This is a genomic window from Rhodococcus sp. AD45-ID (assembly GCF_003023755.1).
Taxonomy (GTDB): domain Bacteria; phylum Actinomycetota; class Actinomycetes; order Mycobacteriales; family Mycobacteriaceae; genus Rhodococcus_F; species Rhodococcus_F globerula.
The window spans coordinates 1,067,102-1,089,207 of record NZ_PYHL01000003.1 but is presented as its reverse complement, the minus strand read 5'-3'; the positions used below and the strand labels follow the sequence as shown (position 1 = coordinate 1,089,207).

Annotated in this window: 21 protein-coding genes; 7 read left to right on the top strand and 14 right to left on the bottom strand. The window is 63.5% G+C overall.

Annotated elements, in window-relative coordinates:
• Positions 1–11: 11 nt before the first annotated feature.
• The 3 genes from C7T36_RS29280 to pruA are packed head-to-tail and all read right to left on the bottom strand — an operon-like array spanning position 12 to position 4,047.
• Complete coding sequence (locus C7T36_RS29280) at positions 12–1,430, bottom strand: acyl-CoA synthetase (protein ID WP_045069476.1); 1,419 nt, start codon at positions 1,428–1,430, stop codon at positions 12–14.
• Positions 1,431–1,474: 44 nt separating this feature from the next.
• Positions 1,475–2,416 (bottom strand): proline dehydrogenase family protein, encoded by a 942-nt coding sequence (locus C7T36_RS29275; RefSeq protein ID WP_045069472.1) that lies wholly within the window; start codon positions 2,414–2,416, stop codon positions 1,475–1,477.
• Positions 2,413–4,047 carry an L-glutamate gamma-semialdehyde dehydrogenase gene (pruA, locus tag C7T36_RS29270; RefSeq protein ID WP_045069470.1) on the bottom strand — a complete coding sequence of 545 codons (1,635 nt, stop codon included), beginning with the start codon at positions 4,045–4,047 and terminating at the stop codon, positions 2,413–2,415. The genes C7T36_RS29275 and pruA overlap by 4 nt, the downstream gene beginning before the upstream one ends.
• Positions 4,048–4,149: 102 nt before the next feature.
• On the opposite strand from pruA, the gene C7T36_RS29265 reads away from it, so the two are divergent.
• Together C7T36_RS29265 and C7T36_RS29260 are read left to right on the top strand one after the other, a co-directional pair.
• Positions 4,150–4,926, top strand: a complete 777-nt coding sequence (locus C7T36_RS29265; RefSeq protein ID WP_045069895.1) for a cyclase family protein — start codon at positions 4,150–4,152, stop codon at positions 4,924–4,926.
• Positions 4,923–6,575 (top strand): thiamine pyrophosphate-binding protein, encoded by a 1,653-nt coding sequence (locus C7T36_RS29260; protein ID WP_045069467.1) that lies wholly within the window; start codon positions 4,923–4,925, stop codon positions 6,573–6,575. The genes C7T36_RS29265 and C7T36_RS29260 overlap by 4 nt, the downstream gene beginning before the upstream one ends.
• Here the strand turns inward: C7T36_RS29260 and dapC are convergent.
• From dapC to C7T36_RS29235, 5 genes are all read right to left on the bottom strand, one after another.
• The gene (gene dapC / locus C7T36_RS29255; RefSeq protein ID WP_045069464.1) at positions 6,572–7,681 is read right to left on the bottom strand and encodes a succinyldiaminopimelate transaminase; all 1,110 of its coding nucleotides are present in this window, start codon (positions 7,679–7,681) and stop codon (positions 6,572–6,574) included. The genes C7T36_RS29260 and dapC overlap by 4 nt on opposite strands.
• A 5-nt stretch (positions 7,682–7,686) precedes the next feature.
• Complete coding sequence (fdxA, locus tag C7T36_RS29250; RefSeq protein WP_033234456.1) at positions 7,687–8,010, bottom strand: ferredoxin; 324 nt, start codon at positions 8,008–8,010, stop codon at positions 7,687–7,689.
• A 59-nt stretch (positions 8,011–8,069) separates the two neighbouring features.
• A complete protein-coding gene (locus tag C7T36_RS29245; RefSeq protein WP_033234457.1) occupies positions 8,070–8,828 on the bottom strand; it encodes a hypothetical protein in 759 nt (252 codons plus the stop codon).
• Positions 8,828–11,380, bottom strand: coding sequence for a bifunctional FO biosynthesis protein CofGH (locus tag C7T36_RS29240; RefSeq protein WP_045069893.1), 2,553 nt, complete (start codon positions 11,378–11,380; stop codon positions 8,828–8,830). The genes C7T36_RS29245 and C7T36_RS29240 overlap by 1 nt, the downstream gene beginning before the upstream one ends.
• A 95-nt stretch (positions 11,381–11,475) precedes the next feature.
• Positions 11,476–11,664 carry a hypothetical protein gene (locus tag C7T36_RS29235; RefSeq protein ID WP_033234459.1) on the bottom strand — a complete coding sequence of 63 codons (189 nt, stop codon included), beginning with the start codon at positions 11,662–11,664 and terminating at the stop codon, positions 11,476–11,478.
• A gap of 81 nt (positions 11,665–11,745) precedes the next feature.
• Here C7T36_RS29235 and C7T36_RS29230 point away from each other — a divergent pair, with 81 nt between their 5' ends.
• Together C7T36_RS29230 and C7T36_RS29225 are read left to right on the top strand one after the other, a co-directional pair.
• Positions 11,746–12,249, top strand: a complete 504-nt coding sequence (locus tag C7T36_RS29230) for a PH domain-containing protein (protein WP_033234460.1) — start codon at positions 11,746–11,748, stop codon at positions 12,247–12,249.
• A complete protein-coding gene (locus C7T36_RS29225; protein ID WP_045069462.1) occupies positions 12,246–13,793 on the top strand; it encodes a PH domain-containing protein in 1,548 nt (515 codons plus the stop codon). The genes C7T36_RS29230 and C7T36_RS29225 overlap by 4 nt, the downstream gene beginning before the upstream one ends.
• Here C7T36_RS29225 and C7T36_RS29220 read toward each other — a convergent pair.
• The 5 genes from C7T36_RS29220 to typA form a co-directional block, all read right to left on the bottom strand.
• Complete coding sequence (locus C7T36_RS29220) at positions 13,753–14,598, bottom strand: uroporphyrinogen-III synthase (RefSeq protein ID WP_033234462.1); 846 nt, start codon at positions 14,596–14,598, stop codon at positions 13,753–13,755. The two genes, C7T36_RS29225 and C7T36_RS29220, sit on opposite strands and share 41 nt — an antisense overlap.
• A gap of 14 nt (positions 14,599–14,612) precedes the next feature.
• Positions 14,613–15,038, bottom strand: a complete 426-nt coding sequence (locus C7T36_RS29215) for a hypothetical protein (RefSeq protein ID WP_033234463.1) — start codon at positions 15,036–15,038, stop codon at positions 14,613–14,615.
• Positions 15,035–15,916, bottom strand: a complete 882-nt coding sequence (gene mshB / locus C7T36_RS29210) for an N-acetyl-1-D-myo-inositol-2-amino-2-deoxy-alpha-D-glucopyranoside deacetylase (RefSeq protein ID WP_033234464.1) — start codon at positions 15,914–15,916, stop codon at positions 15,035–15,037. The genes C7T36_RS29215 and mshB overlap by 4 nt, the downstream gene beginning before the upstream one ends.
• A complete protein-coding gene (locus C7T36_RS29205) occupies positions 15,913–17,700 on the bottom strand; it encodes an ABC transporter family substrate-binding protein (RefSeq protein ID WP_033234465.1) in 1,788 nt (595 codons plus the stop codon). The genes mshB and C7T36_RS29205 overlap by 4 nt, the downstream gene beginning before the upstream one ends.
• 154 nt (positions 17,701–17,854) lie before the next feature.
• Positions 17,855–19,762, bottom strand: coding sequence for a translational GTPase TypA (gene typA / locus C7T36_RS29200; protein WP_045069461.1), 1,908 nt, complete (start codon positions 19,760–19,762; stop codon positions 17,855–17,857).
• A gap of 336 nt (positions 19,763–20,098) precedes the next feature.
• Between typA and C7T36_RS30355 the strand changes: the two genes are divergently transcribed.
• The gene (locus C7T36_RS30355; protein ID WP_092807195.1) at positions 20,099–20,275 is read left to right on the top strand and encodes a hypothetical protein; all 177 of its coding nucleotides are present in this window, start codon (positions 20,099–20,101) and stop codon (positions 20,273–20,275) included.
• Here C7T36_RS30355 and C7T36_RS29190 read toward each other — a convergent pair.
• Entirely contained in the window at positions 20,253–20,696 is a 444-nt protein-coding gene (locus C7T36_RS29190; RefSeq protein WP_045069456.1) for a (deoxy)nucleoside triphosphate pyrophosphohydrolase, read from the bottom strand. The two genes, C7T36_RS30355 and C7T36_RS29190, sit on opposite strands and share 23 nt — an antisense overlap.
• Before the next feature lie 16 nt (positions 20,697–20,712).
• On the opposite strand from C7T36_RS29190, the gene C7T36_RS29185 reads away from it, so the two are divergent.
• Both C7T36_RS29185 and C7T36_RS29180 read left to right on the top strand, forming a co-directional pair.
• Positions 20,713–21,012 carry a 4a-hydroxytetrahydrobiopterin dehydratase gene (locus C7T36_RS29185; RefSeq protein WP_045069454.1) on the top strand — a complete coding sequence of 100 codons (300 nt, stop codon included), beginning with the start codon at positions 20,713–20,715 and terminating at the stop codon, positions 21,010–21,012.
• Positions 21,013–21,274: 262 nt separating this feature from the next.
• Complete coding sequence (locus tag C7T36_RS29180; RefSeq protein WP_045069450.1) at positions 21,275–22,036, top strand: hypothetical protein; 762 nt, start codon at positions 21,275–21,277, stop codon at positions 22,034–22,036.
• Positions 22,037–22,106 lie beyond the last annotated feature (70 nt).

The window sequence follows — 22,106 nt, the reverse complement described above, 5'->3', positions numbered from 1 at the left end:
ACCAAACAAGATTATTCGGGCAGTAACAAGCGCTTTTGCACCTTGCCCATCGCGTTCCGCGGTAGGGTGTCGACAAACCGAATTTCGCGTGGACGCTTGTGCGCGGACAACTGCGCACCCACCAGATCCACGAGGTCCGGTTCTGTGACCTCGGGTGTTGAGGGCCGCCGAACAACCCATGCCACGATCCGCTGACCGAGGTCAGGATCGGGAACGCCGACAACCGCGACCTCAGCGACACCGGGATGCCCCAGGATGGCCGTCTCGATCTCGCCGGCCCCCACTCGGAAGCCACCCGTCTTGATCAGATCGATGGATTCACGGCCCGCGATGCGGTGGAATCCCCCCTCGTCGACGACCGCGACGTCACCGGTCTTGAAGAAACCGTCCTCGGTCCACGATTCGGCAGTGGCATCAGGGCGATTGAGGTATCCGTCGAACAGCATGGGTCCACGAACCTGAAGTCCACCGATGCTCTCGCCGTCGTGAGGCACGTCGTTGCCGGCCTCGTCGCGCAACCGGGTCTCGACCCCGCGCACCGGTAAACCCACCCAGCCTGGCCGACGCTCGCCGTCCGCGCGGGTGCTGAGGGTCAGCATGGTCTCGCTCATTCCGTACCGCTCGATAGGCGCGTGGCCGGTGAGGGCGCGCAGCTTCTCGAATACCGGCACGGGCAGCGGTGCGCTACCGGAGACGAGCAGCCGGGCCGAAGCCAACGCCCGCGCCGACGCTTCGTCGTCGGCAATTCGCGACCACACCGTCGGCACCCCGAAGTAGAGGGAGCCGCCGGCGTCCGCGTACGCCTGCGGTGTCGGTTTGACGGTGTGGACCAGACGGCTACCCACTCGTAGTGGTCCGAGCACGCCCAGGATCAGCCCGTGGACGTGAAAGAGAGGCAATCCGTGGACAACGGTGTCTCGGTGTGTCCACTGCCAGGCCTCCGCCAAGGCATCGAGACCTGCGGCAATTGCCTGCCGACTCAGCAGCACACCCTTCGGCGGTCCGGTCGTTCCCGAGGTGTAGAGGACAAATGCAGTGGATTGCGGCGCCGGTTCCGGGTAGCTGTGCCACGAACGGGCGTGCAGGCGAACCGGAACCACCGGCAGGCCGACGCACAATTCGTCGGTCTCCCCCAGCCACGCCTGGGCGCCGGAGTCCTTCAGTATGTGTTCACGTTCGGCCGTTCCCGAATCCGGTGGCACAGGCACAACAGTGACGCCTGCGATGAGCGCTCCGACTACCGCCAGGATGGTCTTTGCCGTGGGAGTCGCCAGCACCGCAACACGCTCGGCCTGCGCAACCCGCTCTGCCACCGACGTGGCAGCGCCGAGAATATGGCTGCGCGAGAGAACCGTATCCCCGATGGTGATCGCGTCGTCGACGTCGTCGCCGCGGGCGATGGCAAGGGGATTCAGTGATCGAAGCAGCATTTTGACAGCATCTCACAACGCAGAAATCCCACTGCGTCGCAGCATCACTGTCTGGCCACGACCGAGCGCAGGAAGAACGCGAGATTCGCCGGACGTTCCGCGAGCCTGCGCATGAAATACGGGTACCACGCGGAGCCGTACGGAACATATGTCCGGACATGCTGCCCCTCGGCAACCAGCCGTGCTTGCTCGGGTTCCCGGATACCGAACAACATCTGGTACTCGAATCGCTCGACACCACAAAACATCCGGGCCGCCGCCGCGATCACCGCCGGATCATGCGACGCCACCATCGGGTATCCCGTTCCCCGGCACAGGATATCGAGACACCGCAGGTACGACGCCGTCACATCCTCGCGCCGGATATAGGCCACCGCCTCGGGCTCGTTGTACGCACCCTTGCACAGCCGGATCCGCGCATCATCGAAAGCGAGGCAATCCGATTCGGTGCGCCGCAGGTAGGCCTGCAGGACAGTGCCCAGCCACGGGAAATCGGCGCGCAACGATCGCACGGTCGCGAGCGTCGCATCGGTGGTGGTGTGGTCCTCTGCGTCCACGGTCACCCACACCCCGGCGGACTGCGCTGCCGCGCAAATAGTTCGAGCGTTTTCGGCGGCTACATCGGTATTCAACTCTGCGCCCAACGACGACAGTTTCACCGACACCTCGACCCGCGGTACCGGAGCAAGCGTGCCGGAAAACTTCCCCAATTCCTCGATCAGCGACAGGTATTCGTGCACGGTTGCCCGCGCCGACCCTGCGTCCGTGACGTTCTCTCCCAAGAAGTCGACGGAGACGTACCGGCCGTCGTCGAGTAATCGGCTCACCACCGCTATCGCGTCACTGCGCTCGCGGCCGGCGACAAACCGGTTCACCACTTGACGGCTGAGCGGCGCCCGGGTAATCGCATGCTCGCATCGAGGAGAACGAGCGGCCGCCAGGATGACCGGGCGTAGCGAATTGGTAAGCACAGCAGACGGTTTCACGTCTCGTTCCCCTGGTGCGGATATCGGTAGTCCGTCGGAGCGACAAAGGTTTCCTTGACCGTACGGGCCGACACCCAGCGCAACAGGTTGATGGGCGAACCCGCCTTGTCGTTGGTGCCGGATCCGCGGGCGCCACCAAAAGGTTGTTGCCCCACTACCGCTCCGCTCGGCTTGTCGTTGACGTAGAAATTGCCGGCCGTGAATCGCAGTGCGGCGGTTGCCTGAGCTACTGCCGCTCGATCGGCGGCAAAAATCGATCCCGTCAACGCGTATGGCGTCGCAGCATCCACCTCTTCCAGGATCTGGGCAAAGGAATCGTCGTCGTAGACGTGAATCGAGAGGATCGGACCGAAATACTCCTCGGTCATGGCCTGGTCACGTGGATCGTCCACCAGCAGGACCGTCGGCCGCACGAAGTATCCGACGCTGTCGTCGGACTTGCCGCCGACCGCGATCGTGATACCGGCGGTGGCGCCCGCCCGTTCGATTGCCGCCGCACTCTTGTCGAACGCCCGACGGTCGATGACGGCGCCGCCGAAGTTCTCGAGATCGTTGACGTCGCCGTAGCTGATTGCGTCGACCTGCCCGAGAAAGCCGTCCCGCATCGATGTCCACAGACTTCGGGGGATGTAGGCGCGTGAAGCCGCCGAACACTTCTGACCTTGGTATTCGTAGGCACCTCGGATCAGCGCAGTCGTGAGGATCTCCGGGTCTGCCGAGGAATGCGCAACAACAAAGTCCTTGCCGCCGGTCTCGCCGACCAGACGCGGATAACCTGCATATTTGTCGATGTTCGCACCTACCTGCGTCCACAGTGACTTGAATGTTCGGGTCGAACCTGTGAAGTGAATTCCCGCGAGACGTCGATCCTGCAGTGCCACTGCGGAAATGTCCGGGCCGTCGCCGGTCACCAAGTTGATCACGCCAGGAGGCAGACCCGCTTCTTCGAGCAGTTGCAGCGTCAGATGCGCCGCCACGCTCTGAGTTGGTGACGGCTTCCAGAGAACGGTGTTGCCCATCAGCGCCGGGGCGGTCGGAAGATTGCCGGCAATCGCGGTGAAATTGAACGGCGTGACTGCGTAGACAAACCCCTCGAGCGGCCGGTAGTCCATCCGATTCCAGACGCCCGGCGACGACTGCGGCTGTTCCTCCAGGATCTGACGCGCGAAGTGCACGTTGAATCGCCAGAAGTCCACCAACTCGCAAGGAGCGTCAATCTCGGCCTGCTGCACCGACTTCGACTGACCCAGCATCGTTGCCGCCGCGATCCGCTCGCGCCAGGGCCCGGACAGAAGGTCGGCAGCTCTCAAAAGCACGGCAGCTCGGTCGTCGAACGACAGTTCGCGCCAACCCGGCGCTGCTGCGGACGCGGCCTCGATCGCCCGGGCAGCGTCTTCACCGGTGCCGTTCTGAAAAGTGCCGAGGACGTGGGCGCGGCGGTGCGGTTCGACAACATCAACCGACGCACCCGAGCCGCGCACCTCCACTCCACCGATCACATGCGGAATCTCGAGGTGCTCGTCGGATACAGTCCGCAAAGCCGATCGGAGCCTTTTCCGCTCGGGGCTGCCGGGCGCATAGGAATGAACCGGCTCGTTGGCCGGAATCGGAACTGCAGTCACGCCGTCCATATCGCCCTCCGTAACCGAAAAACGCCTACCTTCAGTATCTCCCCTGGAATGCCCTCGATAGTGTGCGAATACACCCGCAGCGCTCGAATCGAAGGATGGCTCATGACCACACTGAACGACCTGCTCACAAAAATCGGTTCACAGTCCATCGAGATCGTCGACCTCACCGCCCCCTTGAGTTCCACCACCCCGGTCCTGTCGCTGCCCGAGCCGTTTGCCAACACCATCCCCGCCAGCCTCGAACCCGTCAGCAATTTCGACGACGCCGGACCGATGTGGAGCTGGAACAATCTGCACACCGGTGAGCACACCGGAACCCACCTCGATGCGCCGACGCACTGGGTGAGCGGCCGCGACGGCCTGAGCGTCGATCAGATCCCGCCGAACCGGTTGATCGGCCCCATCGCCGTCATCGACGTCACCGCCGAGGTCGAGAAGAACGCGGACTTCGTGCTCGAACCCGAGCACATCGAAGCCTGGGAATCAGAGAACGGGCCCCTTCCCGAGGGCGCGTGGCTGATCCTGCGCACCGGATGGGGTTCGCGGGTGGGCGACCCGGAGCGCTTTGCCAACGCCGACGCCGACGGCCCGCACACCCCGGGTATCTCGGCAGCGGCAGCGAAGTGGCTGGCCGAATCGAGTCCGATCAGCGGTTTCGGAGTGGAGACGGTGGGAATCGATGCCGGCGCCGCAGGCGGTTTCGAGCCGATGTTTCCGGCGCACTACTACCTGTTGGGCAACAACAAATACGGACTCACCCAGTTGCTGAATGTCGACAAGCTGCCGACACTCGGCGCTGTACTCGTGGTCTCACCCCTGCCGATCGTCGGGGGAACCGGCAGTCCGGCCCGGGTCTTTGCATTGGTCGAGCGCTCGTGACGCTCGTGAATACCGTTGCCGACCTGGTCGGACGCACCCTCGCAGAGTTGGGCGTCGGGTATGCGTTCGGGGTAGTCGGCAGCGGAAACTTCACCGTCACCAATGCGCTACGGCGGCACGGAGTTCCGTTTGTCGCCGCCCGGCACGAAGGCGGCGCTGCCACCATGGCCGATGCCTACGCGCGCATGTCCGGAACGGTCGCCGTGGTCACCACCCATCAGGGATGTGGTTTGACCAATGCTCTGACCGGCATCACCGAAGCCGCCAAGAGTCGCACCCCGCTCATCGTGCTGACCGCCGATACCGCCGGCACGGCAGTGCAATCCAACTTCAAGATCGACCAGGACGGTCTCGCTCGGAGCGTAGGCGCAGTGGCCGAGCGGGTACACAGCGCGGATTCTGCTGTCGCGGATACCGTTCGAGCGTTCACTACCGCTTGGCGCGAGCGCCGCACCGTCGTACTGAATCTTCCGCTCGATGTGCAAAGCCAGATCGCGGCCAGTGCAAACACGCCACCCAATGCGCCTGCACTCCAACATATTCGACCGGATGGGACTGCACTCGAGAATTTCCTCGAACTACTTGCCGCCGCCGACCGCCCCGTTTTCGTGGCCGGACGCGGTGCTCGTGACGCCGGACCTGAGATCGCGGAACTTGCCCGCCACACCGGCGCGTTGGTTGCGACATCTGCCGTTGCCAACGGCTTGTTCCACTCGGATCCCTTCTCCCTCGGCATCTCCGGCGGGTTCTCGTCCCCTCGATCAGCGGAACTCATCGCCGGCGCCGACCTTGTTGTCGGATGGGGATGCGCGCTCAACATGTGGACCATGCGCCAGGGACATCTGATCGGCAAAGACACGACGGTTGTTCAAATCGATCTCGACTCCGCCGCACTGGGTGCCCACCGGCCGATCCACCTCGGCATCGTCGGCGACAGCGCGGCCACGGCCATCGACGCCTTGGACGCACTCGACAAGGCACCCGTCCGGGTCGGCTACCGCACCGATGCAGTTCGGGATTCAATTGCGACCGAATCGAAGTGGAGTCAGGTTCCGTTCGAGGATCTCAGCACCGAGCACTCGATAGATCCCCGGTTGCTCTCACTCGAACTCGACACCATCCTCCCCACGGAGCGCACGGTGTCCGTGGATTCGGGGAACTTCATGGGATACCCCAGCGCCTACCTGTCGGTGCCGGATCACTTCGGGTTCTGTTTCACGCAGGCTTTCCAGTCCATCGGATTGGGATTGGCCACCGCTATCGGCACCGCGTTGGCGCAGCCGGATCGTCTGCCCGTCGCGGCCCTCGGCGACGGCGGCTTCCTGATGGGCATTTCGGAGCTGGAAACCGTTGCGCGGCTGAAACTTCCCCTGCTGATCGTGGTCTACAACGACAGCGCGTACGGGGCCGAAGTCCATCATTTCACCGACCCAGACACTGACCGCACTACCGTGACCTTCCCGGACACCGATCTCGCGGCCATTGCCCGCGGTTACGGCGCCGACGGCCTCACGGTACGCACGGCCCGAGACCTGGACGCCGTGCGTACATGGGTAAGCGGGCCACGTAGTGGCCCGCTTGTCATCGACGCCAAGATCAGCAGCGACGGCGGATCCTGGTGGTTAGCCGAAGCCTTTAAGGGCCACTAAAGGCTTGTCGTCAGCCGCTTTGCGGCAGCGGCAATCCGCTCGTCCGTGGCGGTCAGTGCGATCCGCACGTGCTGACCGCCGGTCGGGCCGTAGAACTCGCCCGGCGCAACCAGGATGCCTCGCTCCGCGAACCAGGCAACAGTGTCCCGGCAGGCCTCGCCCCGCGTAGCCCACAGGTACAGGCCGGCTTCGGAATTGTCGACGGTGAATCCTGCACTGCGCACCGCGTCGAGCAGGATGGTCCGACGCTCACGGTAACGCTCACGCTGCACATTCTCGTGCAGATCGTCGCCGAGCGCGGCTTCCATCGCGGCCTGGATGGGCAGCGGCAGAATCATTCCAGCGTGCTTGCGGACTTCGAGAAGTTCCGCGACCAATGCCGGATCTCCGGTGACAAAACCGGCGCGGTAGCTCGCGAGGTTCGATGTCTTCGACAGTGAGTGCACGGCCAGCAGACCGGTCAGGTCACCGTCGTTGACGCGGGGATCGAGGATGGACAGTGCGTCCGATTCCCACGTCAGACCGAGGTAGCACTCGTCGGATACGACGATGGCTCCGCGCTCACGTGCCCACGCCACCACCTTCTGCAAGTGCTCGAGACCGAGAACCTTGCCGGTGGGGTTGGACGGTGAGTTCACGAAGATCAGCGACGCCGATTCGGGACCGAGCTTGTTCAAGCCGTCGGCCCGCAAGATCCGAGCGCCTGCGAGCTTCGCGGCAACCTCGTAGGTTGGGTATGCCAACTCCGGAATGACCACAAGATCCTCGCCGCCCAGGCCCAGAAGGGTCGGCAGCCACGCGATCATTTCCTTGGTACCGATCGCGGGCAGCACTGCCGCCGGGTCGATATCGGGGATGTTGTATCGCCGATCGAGTGACTCGGCGATCGCCTCACGCAGGGAGAGGGTGCCGTGGGTGGTCGGGTAGCCCGGAATCTCCGCAACGGATGCAAGAGCTTCCTGAATGAGCGGGTCCACCGGATCCACCGGGGTGCCCACCGACAGATTCACGATGCCGTCGGGATGTGCGTGTGCCGTGGCTGTGACATCCGCCAGGGAGTCCCAGGGAAAATCGGGAAGCCCGGCGGCCACCGGAGTACGAGACAAGATCTCTATTCCTCACCCATGGGAGGCAGCGCCTTGATGAACGGCGTGTCGTAGTCGACCTTGCCGAGCTTGGCGGCTCCACCCGGCGAGCCGAGGTTGTCGAAGAAATCGACGTTTGCGCTGATGTAGGGGCTCCACTGCTCCGGAACGTCGTCTTCGTAGAAGATCGCTTCGACAGGGCAGACAGGTTCACACGCGCCGCAGTCGACACATTCGTCGGGGTGGATGTAGAGCATGCGTCCACCCTCGTAGATGCAGTCGACGGGGCATTCTTCGATACATGCCTTGTCCATCACATCTACACACGGTTCAGCAATCGTGTAGGTCACTGCCTTCTCTCCCTGCCTTCCAGAGGTGCACCTGCTGCGCGCAAGCGACTTAACACATTTCAGCCTACTGTGGTGGCGTTCCGCGACCGAATCGCGATCCACTTCTCGCCCGCGGACGCTGCCCGCACAAGCGCGCCGCGCTCGCCGAAATAGTCCGCGACCACGCCGATCACCGGAATCTTTCCGACGATCTCGTACGGCTTGGTGCGCAGCGGACGCTTATGCAGTTCGTCGCCGATTGCTCGAAAAGTTTGTGCGGTTTGCCACAGCGTTCCGATCAGAGCGAATGGTCGCCATGTCCCATCCGTACTGGTGACAGCCTTTTCGGTGAAGTCCTCATCGTCCAGCAGATCGCGAGTGCTGACTTCTCGGCGACACAGAACGGACGCCAGGAGATCAACCTGCTGATCACGTTCCGTCACGCCGTGCTCGCGGGCGACGGCCACCAGGACGACAGCCTGGTTGGCAAAGGCCAGCAAGTCCTGGATCGGAAACCGGTTGAGCAAAACCCCGAAAATTCCGGGAAATGCCACAGCGACCGTGTTGAGGGCGCCCAGTCGGGTGGTCCACCATTTCGATCGCTGCTCATCCGTCATGACGGACCACGCCGCGGTACCGGGGAACTTGATCACGTCCAGAACCCAGGCAACGGCGTCGAGAACTGTCTCTGCCGCGCTGCGCTCGGGGTCCGTGGGCTCGAAACTACGACGCTTGATGCCGAACGGATCGCTGTACGCGAGGTCGAGGACCGGGTTGATGCCCCAGACCGCTCGATCGAGCACCTCGACTACTCGGCGATCACCCAGGATGTCTGCCATCAGACGGCCACCCCGTCACGACGCGCGTGCGTGGTGGTGCGCTCACGAGCCGGTCGACCGATGCCTTCGGCGATCGCCCGCAGTTCTGCGACGGTCTTCTCGCTGCCGTGCTCGGACCCGGCCATCCGGGAGATGGTCTCTTCCATCAGGGTTCCGCCGAGGTCGTTGGCGCCGCCGTTGAGCATCATCTGCGTTCCGGTGATACCCAGTTTGACCCAGCTGGTCTGGATGTTGGAGATCCGCCCGTGCAGCATGATGCGGGCAAGCGCGTGCGCCGCGCGGTTGTCGCGAATGGTCGGGCCGGGACGGGACGCCCCCGCCAGATACAGCGGGGCGCTCTGATGCACGAAAGGCAGCAACACGAACTCCGTGAATCCGCCTGTACGGTCTTGGATTCCACGTAGCACGTTGAGATGGCCGACCCAGTGGTGCGGCTGATCGACGTGCCCGTACATCATGGTCGAACTCGATCGCAGGCCCACTTCGTGCGCCGTGGTGACCACTTCGATCCACTCCGCCGTCGGCAATTTGCCCTTGGTCAGAATCCAGCGCACCTCGTCGTCGAGGATCTCCGCTGCCGTACCGGGGATCGTGTCGAGACCGGCTTCGCGCAGCGCAGTGAGCCAGTCGCGGATGCTCTCACCACTACGTGAAGCACCGTTGACGATTTCCATCGGCGAGAACGCGTGGACGTGCATCGACGGTACGCGCTTCTTGACCGCACGCACCAGATCCGCGTAACCGGTGACCGGTAGTTCCGGGTCAATTCCGCCCTGCATGCAGACTTCGGTGGCGCCGGCGACGTGCGCCTCCCACGCCCGGTCCGCTACTTCCTCGGCCGAGAGCGTGAAAGCGTCGGCGTCGCCCTTGCGCTGCGCAAATGCGCAGAATCGGCAGCCGGTGTAGCAGATGTTGGTGAAGTTGATGTTCCGGTTCACGACGTAGGTGACGTCTTCGCCGATGGCATCCTTGCGGAGCGCATCTGCCAGTGCCACAACGGCTTCAAGGCCTGGGCCCTCCGCGGTGGCCAGCGCCAGGTATTCGTCGTCCGAGCACCCGGCGGGATCACGCTCGGCACTGCGCAGTGCCGCAAGAAGATCCGTGTCGACGCGAACCGGAGCACTCAATTCCAGAACCTGCTCACGCACGGTTTCCCAGTCACCGAAGGCACTGCCCAGGTCGCTGCGAGTCTCGGTGTTGCGGCCGTCGGTGTCGATCTCGGTATTGAGGTCGACGCGTCCGCTCGACTCCCAGGATTCGTCCGGTTCCTGCCACGGCCGGCCCACCGGCTTGGTGTCGAGTTTGGCCAGTCCGGTCTTCGGATCGGCAAGTGCCTGAACGTGACCGGCGATCCGCGGGTCGATCCAGGGAGCACCGGCCAGGACGTAGGCGGGCTGAGCGGCGGTGCGTTCGGTGAGCGTGAAGCCGCCTTCCGCACTGATCGCTGCCAGAGTCTCGAGGTTGGGCCACGGACGCTCGGGGTTGACGTGATCGGGAGTCAGGGGCGATACCCCGCCCCAGTCGTCGACGCCCGCGCCGAGAAGTGCCAGGCACTCGCTGTTCGAGACCAGATTCGGCGGGCTCTGAATCCGCATCGACGGACCGAGCAGCAGACGAGCAACGGCGATCGCCGCGAGGAACTCGTCAAGCGAGGCGTCCGGGGAGTCTCGCATCGCAGTGTCGGGCTTGGCCAGGAAGTTCTGGATGATGACTTCCTGAATATGGCCGAAAGCCTTCTGCGACTTACGGATCGCCATGATCGACTCGGCCCGCTCGGCAAAGTTCTCGCCGATGCCGACCAGAATGCCGGTGGTGAACGGCACGTTGAGGCGACCCGCATCGGTCAGGGTCCGCAACCGCACGGCCGGGTCCTTGTCCGGGCTGCCGTAGTGGCATTCACCCTTGTCCGTGAACAGCCTGGTAGCGGTGGTCTCGAGCATCATGCCCATCGACGGCGCCACCGGCTTGAGGCGCGAAAGTTCCTGCCAGCTCATCACACCGGGGTTGAGGTGCGGAAGAAGACCGGTTTCCTCGAGCACCCGAATCGACATCGCCCGCAGGTAGTCCAGAGTCGAGTCGTATCCACGCTCGTCGAGCCACTGCTTTGCTTCCGGCCAGCGCGCTTCCGGACGATCCCCCAAGGTGAACAGCGCTTCCTTGCAACCTAATTCAGCGCCCTGACGAGCAATCTCGAGGATCTCATCCGGTTCGAGGTACATGCCGCGTCCCTCGGCCCGCAACTTGCCAGGGACCTTGACAAACGTGCAGTAGTGGCACTTGTCCTGGCACAGGTGGGTCAGCGGAATGAACACCTTGCGCGAGTACGTCACCGTATTCGGGCGGCCGGCGGCTAACAAACCCGCGTCCCGAACCTTGGCCGCCGACGCGCACAGGTCCGCGAGGTCGGTTCCCCGGGCCTGCAGCAGCGTCGTTGCCTCGTCCACGTTCAGCGTCGCGCCGTCGCGAGCGCGGCGCAGCACGCGTCGCATCGCTGATGGGCTCGGCGACGCGGTCCCAGTTGCCGACGCGGACAGTCCAGGCATCGGAAGCATCGTGGGTTTGACGGAGTCATCACCAGTTCGGTTCACCTAGCGATCATGCGCCATACCCGACGACTACTGCCACTCGGTGCCGGAAGTACCAGAACTCAGCTAGGTGGATACTCCTCGTCGATCGCAACTTCACGCCGCTGATCGACAACATCGGCCGCGGGCGCGTCGAGCGGAATATCGGTCAGGTCAGGTTCGTCGGGAGTATTCGGATCTACCGGTGTTGCCTGTTCCAGAGCATCGGACTCCGGTGCCTCCGAGCTGAATGCCGAATCCTGTTCAGTCATCACGTGCTCCCTTCATGGTCGCCACACTCCACCATAGGGTGGTTGTCGACAGAACGCCTCAACTCGACCAAAGTAAGCACCATGACCGCGTCTAACACCATCACCATGGCCGATCCGCTGTGGCGTCCGAGCACCAAAGCACCCAGATTGTGGGCAATCACCGCAGCGCTTTTCTGGGCGCCGGTCATCGTCGCCGAAATTGTCTGCGCGATCCTGATCTCCGGCCTGCCGACCTGGGTGGTGGGGGCAGTAGGTGCGGTCACCGTGTTCTGCGCAGCGGTACACATTCTGATGGTGCCGATGTGGCGTTACCGGGTGCATCGCTGGGAAATCAGCGACACCGCCGTGTACACCCGCACCGGCTGGTTCACGCAGGAACGACGCATCGCCCCGATCTCGCGGGTCCAGACCGTCGACACCGAACGTGGCCCCATCGACCGGATGCTGGGGCTCGCTACCGTCACCGTGACTACGGCGTCGTCGGCAGGTGCCGTGAAGATCTCCGCCCTCGATCAGGACGTGGCCGACCGTACAGTTGCACAACTGACTGCAATCGCCGGGACCAATTCGAGCGACGCGACATGAACGAAATCGACAAACTCATGATCGACATTCCCGACGAAGCAGAATCCGCAGCCGCCGAGGCCGCGGAGCAGGAACAGCCGTGGCTTCGCCTCGACCGACGGATGCTGCTGGTCCACCCGATCAACGAAGTGGTCAAACTGCTTCCGGTCCTGCTGATTTCCTTTGTTCTCGGCAGCCAGAGCGGCAACCACTACTGGGGATTCGGTGTTGTCACGCTGCTCGTGATCTACGGCCTCCTGCGGTATTTCACCACCACCTATCGCATCGGCCCCGTCCACGTTCAGCTGCGCACCGGCGTCTTCCAGAAGAAGCTGCTCTCGGTGCCGCGCAGTCGCATCCGGTCAGTCGACGTCGAAGCCGGAGTCCTGCACCGCGTGCTGGGGCTGTCGATCGTGCGAATCGGCACGGGGCAGCGTGCCGGAAACGGCCTCGATTCCAACAAATTCGAGCTCAACGCACTCTCGAGTGCACTGGTTCCGGATCTACGCGCAGCCTTGCTGAGCGAGTCTCGGGGCACGCCCACACCCGATACACCGACCGCGCCGGTGTCTGCGGACGTCGAAATCGGGCACTGGCACGTGAGCTGGGTTCGGTTTGCGCCCTTCTCGTTCACCGGCATCGCGATCATCGCGGCAATCGTCGGCATCGCGTTCCAATACGGAATCGGCTCTGCGATCGCGAAGTCGTCCGCGGTCACCGGAGGCGTCGAATCGCTCGAAGGCCTCGGCATCACCGTGCTGGTCATTGTTCTACTGGTGGCACTGCTCATCCTCTCCAGCGCCTTTGCGTGCATTCAGTATCTGATCGCGTTCGGCGACATGACGCTCACCGACAACGGTCGCATCCTGCACGTCAGCCACGGGCTGCTCAAGACCAGGGCGACAACGTTGGACCGGGCCCGGCTGCGCGGTACGACGCTCAAAGAACCTCTCCTGCTTCGACTTGCGGGCGGTGCGCGCCTGGACGCGATCATGACGGGAGTGAGTGCGGAGAAAAAAGAATCCTCGCTCCTGCTGCCGCAAGGCCCACGGGCCGAAGCGGAACGCGTCATGGCAACGGTCATCGGCGACAGCCGGCAGGCGTCCGTTCCGCTCATTCCCCACGGCGGGGCGGCCCGCCGCCGCCGATACACTCGAGCCTTGTTCCCTGCTGTGGCCGTTGCGGTCGCGGCAGTCGTCTGCCTGATCTTCGGAGTTCACGTCCCCACCTATGTCTGGGTCGCCGTCGTCGTGCTCGCTGTGGGCGGAGCGGGGCTTGCCTTCGACCGGTACAACGGACTGGGCCACGCAGTACTACCCGGCTGGCTCATCACCCGCAGCGGCTCCCTCGACCGCAAACGGCACAGCCTGGAAGCCGACGGCGTGATCGGCTGGACGGTTCGTGAAACGTTCTTCCAGCGACGCGCCGGAGTTGCCACCGTCATCGCCGCAACCCCGGCAGGCACCGGCGGCTACGACGTAATCGACCTGCCCGCCGAGAATGCGTGGGGTCTGATCGAAGCCGTCACGCCCGGAGCGCGCGACGTCTGGGCAAATCCTCGATGATCAACCGCGCCAACGCACCGAGGCGCGAGCGTTCCGGTTGGATGGTGGGGACTCCGAGAAGTTCCAACGGCGCGGCCGTCACCGGGCCGACGCAATAGGTGGGCACGTTGTCTCGCATCGCCGCGACGAAACGTTCCAACTCCCCCATCTCCTTGGCCGTGCTGAGCATGGACGACACTGCCGGGGCACTGGTGAAAGTGAGTGCGTCGATACTGCCCGAACGCACAGCGGAGACCAGTGCCCGCACCTGCGACTGATCCGGCGGCCGAATCCACCGGTAGACCGAGACTGCCGTGACCACCGCGCCGATGTCGGTCAACGACGCACTCAGATCGGTCAGCGGTTCCCATTCGGTGATGATCCCGTGCAGTTGAACGGCCACGCGAACGCCGTCGACGCCCTCGCCGGCCAAGTGCGTCAGCACTTCCTCGGACGACTCCCCCGACGGCGACCATTCCTCACGCAATCCCGCGCCGCGGATCGCCCCCATCGCCTTCGGACCGCGAGCCACGATGCGAGTCCGGTTCAGTGCGCCGAGAAACTGCTCCGTCAGATCCCACGACTCCACCGCCTCCAGCCAACCGCGGAACCCGATTCCCGTGCTGATCACCACGAGTTCCGGCGGATCCGCAATCAATGCCTCGGTCTGAACTCGCAGATCAGCGTCGTCGACCAGAGGAAGCACATGAATCACCGGGGTCCGGACCGTCTCCGCACCTCGCCGTTCGAGGAGCGTCGCAAATTCTTCCGAACGACGCTCCGCGGTCAGGGCGATCGTGACGCCCGCAAGATCTAGTTCAGCCACACTGCAAGTGTCCCTTATGAACGCTTCGAAGTATCGATAGACGCGAGAGCCTTGCTTGCCACTCGAAACAAAAAGACGATCGCCGGTGCCAGCGCGCCGACAAGCAGCAGGAAAGTGAGCGGCGACGACAACACCAGAACGTCGCCGCCTGGCCCGCCAACCATGCAGAAAAGGAATCCGGCGATCCAACCGGCCAGCGGAAGCGCTGCCTTACCGGTTGTCGTCACTGTCCGCGCCGCGATGACCAACCCGAGGTTGAACACGGCTGCCACCAGGATGCTGACCGGAAACGGTGTGGTGCCGAGGTAGCTCGGGAGAAAAATCACCGACAGTACGGCGCACAGAAATCCGTCGAAGATCAAGACGCCGAGGATGACCGGGTCGAGAAACGCAAATCTACCGTCGGGTGTTTCGACTGCGTCCGGTGAAGCACTGGTCATGAGATCCCACCGAAGAGGTCGCCCTCACGGCCGTCTGCGTCCACCGGACCCAACTCGCCGCGGACAAGCACAAAATGCTCGACCGGCACGATGGGCTGTACGACGTTGTTGGACAACGCGAACTCGGTGCGGCTCGGCGCGACAGTCACCTGCGTGGCGTGCGCGGACAGCGCGCCGGCCTTGGACTCGAGAACGGCGCTCACATCGATCGCCGTCGTGACGTCCGCGTCGACCACACAGGGAAGCTCACCGGGCTCAGGTAGCCGCCACTGCGCCGGCACCTGAGCGATCGACGCGATTGCCCGCTCCAGAGAGCTACGTTCGGTCACGGTCCAGTAGAACTTCTGAGGGCTCCACGGCTCGCCGGCCTCGGGATAGACCGATGTTCCGGCCGCGGCAACGGCAGCGGTTGTGATGGCATTGGCTTGAATGTGATCGGGATGGCCGTACCCGCCGTTGGTGTCGTACGTGATCACCACATGCGGGCGCAGTTCCCGGATCACCTCGACCACGGCGCGAACCGCAACGTCGAGATCGGCGTTGACGAATGCCCGCGGATTGGCAGCTGACGGCGTCCCGGCCATTCCGGAATCACGAAAGTGACCGGCTCCCAGCAGGAATCGGGGTTCACTCACACCGAGACGGGACAACGCCGTGGTCAGCTCCGCAATCCGGTAGCCGCCGAGTTGATCAGCGGCGTCGGCAACCAGTCCGGCCCACCGATCACCGATTACCTCCCCTTCCTCACCCAACGTGCAGGTCAGGACGGTCACCTCGGCACCTTCGTCGACGTACCTGGCGATGGTGCCGCCGGTGGTGATCGTTTCGTCGTCGGGATGCGCGTGAACCAGCAGCAGTCTCTTCTTTACGACGGTCATTCCTTCACCCTCACCCAGTTGGTTGCGTCACCGAATATTCCAACCTGAACCGGACTGGTCAGGGTGACACCTTCGACGCCGGTTCCGAGTGCGGCCAACGTGCGGTCTTGCACGATGGGCAGAACCGCCGCGAGATCCCACAACTTGGGCTCGGCGTCGGCGATCAGCGCTCCGAAATCACCGATCCCGCTGAGAGCTTCGTCGATCCGCGGCTGCAGCGAAGGGTCGCACAGTCCTGAAATATTGCTCGGCGCTTCCGAATCGGACTCGCGAGCCGTAGTCGGCGTCGGCGCGGTAGACGTCGACTCCGGAGTCTCGGTAGTGGTTACCGGCACGGTGGGCGTCAAGGGGCAACTGAACCGAGACGCCAACGATGTTGCGGGATCGACGCCGGCGCGGATCCAGCCGACCACCATGTCTACGCTCCCCGTCGTGAGCTCCTTACCGTACAGCTCTTCTGCCGGAAGAGATTTCACAGTGGCCGCAATTCCTGCGTCCCGCAGTTCATCGGCAGCGGTGTTGGCCACCGCGATCGCGATGTCGTCGTTCTCCGGCGCCCCGAGCGTCAGTTCGAGCGGCTTGCCGTCACGGACGACGCTTCCGTTTGTTCCCCCGACCACGACCGGTCCCGCCGGCGGCACGACGACGTAGCCGGATTCCACCAATTGCTCCATCGAACGCTCACGACTCTGCTTGGGCGGCGCCGTCGGTACGTAGCCGGGATCGGACGGCGAGAGGATCTGCGCTTTTGCCGGAACCGCAGCAGATTCACTGCCCGCGGCCACTACTGCCAGAAGATCGGAATCCAGAAGTCCCAGAACAGCTTTGCGGACCCGGACGTCGGCAAACATGGCACTGCGTCCGTTGACCGTCATGTCGAGGGTGCGCGGCACAAACGTAAAGGCCGTGCTCACTCCCGGAACCGCCGACAGCTGAATGTCGGTAGCACTACCCGCATGAATCTGCGCGATCTGCGAATCGTCGGTGCGCATCGCTTCGGCCAACTGCGCAGCCGACCCGGCCCGACGCATCACGATCTGATCCGGGTCCGACGGCTCTCCCCAGAACCTGTCGTTGCGTTCGAGGATGATCTCGTCTCGGCCACGGTCGACGGAGCGCACGTGGAAGTGCGCCCCCGACACCGGAATTCCCTCACTCAAACCGGTACTGAAACCGCCGGGGGTGTCCTTCACAAGGTGGGACGGAAGAAGATCCGTGAAGAGTTCACGCCACGCCGGATACGCCGCGCGCATCACTACGTTCACGGTCTTGCCTCCACCGGACGAGGTTACGTCCGAAATCAACTGGTACCCGGCCGGGTTCACAACACCGGGAACCGAAATCATCTGCTGCCACAGGTAGCGGAAATCCTCGGCGGCGATCGGTGCGCCGTCGGACCACTGCGCTTCGTTGCGGAGCTGATAGCGAATCGTGAACGGCGCCTCCGAGACAACTTCCGCGGAAACAGCCAACGAGTCGTCGAGGACCCACTCGGCCTGGCCGGGCTGCACGGGCGAGCTGATCGGACGAAATACGCTGGGCAACACCAAGTTACCGACGGCAGAGTTCACCGGGGACAAATCGGCGAGGAGGTGGGGATTGAATCCGTCACCCACTTGGTCGATAGCCACCGACACCACCCGCATTGCCGGCGTGACGGGCGTCGTAGTCGGCTTGACCGTCTCGGTGCTCTCGACAGGCGGCGGTGGATCAGCAGTGCACGCCGTCAGAGACAACGCTGTCACCGCCACGGCCAACGCCAGGTACCGACGTCCAGCAACCACAGAGATATCCTTCCGTTTTCAGGCACGCGCAGCCTGAGTCCACGGTTTCCCAACCAACACGATGCCTGGAAACCATGAAGGCGAATGTACCTTTTGCCGGAAGAACACCGAGCAAAAGGCACATTCGCCTTGTCATGATTGTTACTGCGAAAGACTACAGAGAAGCCTTGTCGCGGGACTTGCTGCGTGAACGCTCACGAGCGCGCTCGGTTGCGTTGAGGTGCACCTTGCGGACGCGGACGTCCTCCGGGGTGACCTCGACGCACTCGTCGCCGGAGCAGAATTCCATGGCTGCTTCGAGTTCGAGCTTGATCGGCTTTGCGAGGGTCTCCATCACGTCTGCGGAAGACTGACGCATATTGGTCAGCTTCTTCTCGCGGGTGACGTTGATGTCGAGGTCTTCCTGACGCGGGTTGATGCCCACGACCATGCCCTCGTAGGTGTCTGCGCCGGGCTCGACGAAGAACGTTCCACGGTCAGCCAACTGGATCATGGCGAACGGGGTGACGGTGCCGGAGCGGTCCGAAACGAGCGAACCGGTGTGGCGCGCACGGATCTCGCCGGCCCACGGGCCGTAACCGTCGAACACGGCGTTGGCGATACCGGTTCCGCGGGTATCCGTGAGGAATTCCGTACGGAAACCGATGAGTCCACGCGAAGGAACGATGAACTCCATGCGAACCCAGCCCTGGCCGTGGTTCGACATCTGGACCATCTTGCCCTTGCGGTTTGCGAGGAGCTGCGTGATGGCGCCGAGGTATTCCTCCGGGCTGTCGATGGTCAGCTCTTCGAACGGCTCGTGAACCTTGCCGTCGACGACCTGGGTGACAACCTGCGGCTTACCGACGGTGAGCTCGAAGCCCTCGCGACGCATCTGCTCGACGAGGATGGCGAGAGCGAGCTCTCCACGACCCTGGACCTCCCACGCATCGGGGCGACCGATGTCGAGGACCTTGAGCGAGACGTTACCGACGAGCTCCTGGTCGAGGCGAGCCTTGACCATGCGCGAGGTCAGCTTGTGACCCTTGACGCGGCCGACGAGCGGCGACGTGTTGGTGCCGATCGTGACCGAGATGGCCGGCTGATCGACGGTGATGCGGGGCAGCGGCACCGGGTTCTCGAGATCAGCGAGGGTGTCGCCGATCATGATGTCCGGGAAGCCTGCCACTGCGCAGATGTCGCCTGCGTAGGCAACCTCTGCCGGAACGCGCTCGACACCGATGGTGGTGAGCAGTTCGGTGATCTTGGTCTTGGTGATGACGGGCTCGCCGTCGACCTCGCGGCACCAGGACACTGTCTGGCCCTTGCGCAGCTCACCGTTGTGGATACGAACCAGCGCGAGGCGGCCGAGGAATGCGGACGCGTCGAGGTTGGTGACGTGAGCCTGCAGGGGTGCGTCGGACGTGCCCTTGGGGGCCGGGACGTACTCCATCAAGACCTGGAAAAGTGCGGTGAGGTCTTCAGCGTCGGGTGCCTGGCCGTTTTCGGGCTGCACGGTCGAGGCCTTGCCCTCACGGCCGGAGGCGTAGAGGACGGGGAGACCGAGCGCGAGCTCAGCGGCTTCGGCGGCTTCGTCGGACAGGTCCGATGCGAGGTCGAGGAGCAGATCCTGTGCCTCGGAGACAACCTCTTCGATGCGGGCGTCAGGGCGGTCGGTCTTGTTGACGACCAGGATGACGGGCAGCGACGCAGCAAGCGCCTTGCGCAGCACGAAGCGCGTCTGAGGAAGCGGGCCCTCGGAAGCGTCGACGAGCAGAACGACACCGTCGACCATGGACAGGCCGCGCTCGACCTCTCCACCGAAGTCGGCGTGGCCGGGGGTGTCGATGACGTTGATGACGGTGATCGAGCCGTCGTCGTTGCGCTTGTGTACGGAGGTGTTCTTCGCGAGAATCGTGATTCCCTTCTCGCGCTCGAGGTCTCCTGAGTCCATGACGCGATCGACCAGCTCGGCGCGCTCCTCGAAGGCGCCGGACTGACGAAGCATGGCGTCAACGAGGGTGGTCTTGCCGTGGTCGACGTGTGCGACGATGGCAACGTTACGGAAGCTGGTGGTGGTCACGCGATGGCTCTCCTGGCTGAGTAATTCGGCTAAGTAATCGGCCACGCGAAACTCGCATCGCACGGCTCTTCTGGTGGCCGCTGCACGAATGTGTGATCCGAGTACGTGCACGAATCGCCTCGAGAAGGCACCGCGGCCTAGTAAATACTACTCGCTCCGAAGACCTGCTCGCGCAAAGTGCGTCCTCTATCACGGCCACGACCTGCAGATAGTGATTTTCGCCACTACTGCAGCAGGTAAATCTTTTGCTGGCAATTCAGCGCTTTTAAGGTTACGCTAACCTTGTCTGCAGTGCGGTTCTCCGCCATCGCCGTTGAAGGAAAGACGCAGTGCCACATGGGAAAAGTTAAGCCAAGCAAAGTTTCGCAGCTCAAGCCCAAGAAGAAGTGCTGCCGCAAGAAGACTCGCTGCGTGAAGTGTCCGGTCGTGATCATGCGGATGCGGAAGCTCGAGAACAACGGCGCCTCCAAGAAGGAACTCAAGGTCGGCCTCAAGATGGCTCGGGCAGCCTGAGCCTGCGCAATTCGGTGAGCAGATCCGGTATCCACGCCTGATCGTTCACCACCATGTCGAACTTTTCCAGATCGTCGGCGTCCACCCACGCAAGCTGCGCATGATCCAGTGCCGCGGGCTCCCCGGCCAGGATGTCCACTCGATACGCTCGCAGAACTCGTCCGCGACCCAGTGCAACGTCGACGCCGATTCGACGCCCGCAGCGGACAACAACACCTAATTCTTCTGCCAGTTCCCTCTCGAGAGCGTGTTGCGGCGTCTCGAACGCCTCGACTTTGCCACCCGGAAGCTCCCACATCCCCGCCAACTCCGGCGGGCGGATGCGCTGCGCCAGCAACAACCGGCCATCACGGAAGATTGCACCGGCCACTATCTCGTACTCGTCGGCAGCCCCGCCAGCCCTTGCAGCCTCGTCGCTCATGACACCATGATGGAGTATGGCTTCCGTGATGTCCGATTCCGCGATCGACGCTGCTCTCGCGGAACTGCCCGACTGGCACAGATCCGATAATGCAATTACGCGGGTCGTCGAATCCGCGACATTTCCCGAAGCCGTCGCGCTGCTTCAGGACGTCGCCGCAGCTGCCGAAGCCGCCGATCATCATCCCGACATGGACGTCCGGTGGCGGAAAGTCACCTACACACTGTCGACACATTCGGCGGGCGGCATTACCGAGCTCGACGTGAAGTTTGCTCGGAAGATCGATGAGCTTGTCGCAGATTCGGCAAAAAGCTGACGTCTGAAACCGCCTGAACCGACATAACAGTTGCATCAATATTCACATTGATCACTTCTGTCACAGGGTATGGTCTGCAAGCAATCATTTCGAGGCCAGTCATGTAATAGACTCCACCGGGATCCGTAGCTGCTCAGAAACTGAACGGCTGTACAACCCGGGGCTCACTTACATAGAGTGACCCCTCGAGCCGTCAACGCAGGCGCTACGGCGCCTGCGCGGTCTGACTAAGGATGGGGAAACAGTGCTTCGAACCCGAGGTATGCGTAAGGCGTTCACCGCCGTCGCAATTGCCGCAGCAGCAGGACTTGCATTGCCGGGACAGGCAATGGCCGATCCGGCTCCCGCGCCGACACCGGACAGTGTGCCGATCGAGTTCCTGGCATCGTTTGCTCCCGCCATCATCGGCGCAGCCGCAGGACCCGTCGACGCCCAGGGCGTCACCCAGGTCGCCGGCAATCCGCAGGCCGATCTGCTTGCACAGGCTCGCGCGATTCTCAATTCCGCCGGACTCCCGCCCGAGATCAAGGCGACGCTCGAGAAGGTCATCACCTTCCTCGACGGCAGCGGCGGCGGCGGACCGGCGATTCCGGACGAGAACGCACCCGTCATCGCACAGTTCCTGTACCCGACTCTGGGCAAGGGCTGCATCTCCGCGACGGCTGATTCCGTCGGCACCGCACTTGCCGTTCCCGGCCCGGCACACCTGCCGCCTCCGGGACCTGCCGCAGGTCAGGCCGGGTTTGTCTTCACCGCGCTTGGCACTGCTCCGGCCACCGATGACCAGCCCGTCCCGCTGACGGTCACCTGGATCAACATCGACAACGGTCGCAGCGCTACGCAGAATCTCACCACGGCCGCTCGCATCAACCCGGACGGCCCCGCCACCCTGTCGGCTATCGCCGACACCGGCCCGGGACGCGTGCTGTCCGTGATCAGCGGTTCGCTGACCACCCAGCCCGAAGGCGCAGATCGCATCACCTGCAGCTTCCTGCCGACCGTGGGTATGTTCGCAGTGGCTTGATCCACAAACGACGCAAAGAGGCTCGCCGAATTTTCGGCGGGCCTCTTTTGTGTGTGCAGTGCTCGTGATA

Excerpts from the sequence above, each read along its gene's own strand:
- mshB (WP_033234464.1), bottom strand. The coding sequence starts at position 15,916 with ATGACCGTCGTAAAGAAGAGACTGCTGCTGGTTCACGCGCATCCCGAC.
- C7T36_RS29235 (WP_033234459.1), bottom strand. The coding sequence starts at position 11,664 with ATGACTGAACAGGATTCGGCATTCAGCTCGGAGGCACCGGAGTCCGAT.
- C7T36_RS29240 (WP_045069893.1), bottom strand. The coding sequence starts at position 11,380 with ATGCTTCCGATGCCTGGACTGTCCGCGTCGGCAACTGGGACCGCGTCG.
- C7T36_RS29265 (WP_045069895.1), top strand. The coding sequence starts at position 4,150 with ATGACCACACTGAACGACCTGCTCACAAAAATCGGTTCACAGTCCATC.
- C7T36_RS29185 (WP_045069454.1), top strand. The coding sequence starts at position 20,713 with ATGGCTTCCGTGATGTCCGATTCCGCGATCGACGCTGCTCTCGCGGAA.
- C7T36_RS29225 (WP_045069462.1), top strand. The coding sequence starts at position 12,246 with ATGAACGAAATCGACAAACTCATGATCGACATTCCCGACGAAGCAGAA.
- C7T36_RS29180 (WP_045069450.1), top strand. The coding sequence starts at position 21,275 with ATGCGTAAGGCGTTCACCGCCGTCGCAATTGCCGCAGCAGCAGGACTT.
- C7T36_RS29190 (WP_045069456.1), bottom strand. The coding sequence starts at position 20,696 with ATGAGCGACGAGGCTGCAAGGGCTGGCGGGGCTGCCGACGAGTACGAG.
- C7T36_RS29215 (WP_033234463.1), bottom strand. The coding sequence starts at position 15,038 with ATGACCAGTGCTTCACCGGACGCAGTCGAAACACCCGACGGTAGATTT.
- C7T36_RS30355 (WP_092807195.1), top strand. The coding sequence starts at position 20,099 with ATGGGAAAAGTTAAGCCAAGCAAAGTTTCGCAGCTCAAGCCCAAGAAG.
- C7T36_RS29280 (WP_045069476.1), bottom strand. The coding sequence starts at position 1,430 with ATGCTGCTTCGATCACTGAATCCCCTTGCCATCGCCCGCGGCGACGAC.
- pruA (WP_045069470.1), bottom strand. The coding sequence starts at position 4,047 with ATGGACGGCGTGACTGCAGTTCCGATTCCGGCCAACGAGCCGGTTCAT.
- C7T36_RS29245 (WP_033234457.1), bottom strand. The coding sequence starts at position 8,828 with ATGGCAGACATCCTGGGTGATCGCCGAGTAGTCGAGGTGCTCGATCGA.
- C7T36_RS29230 (WP_033234460.1), top strand. The coding sequence starts at position 11,746 with ATGACCGCGTCTAACACCATCACCATGGCCGATCCGCTGTGGCGTCCG.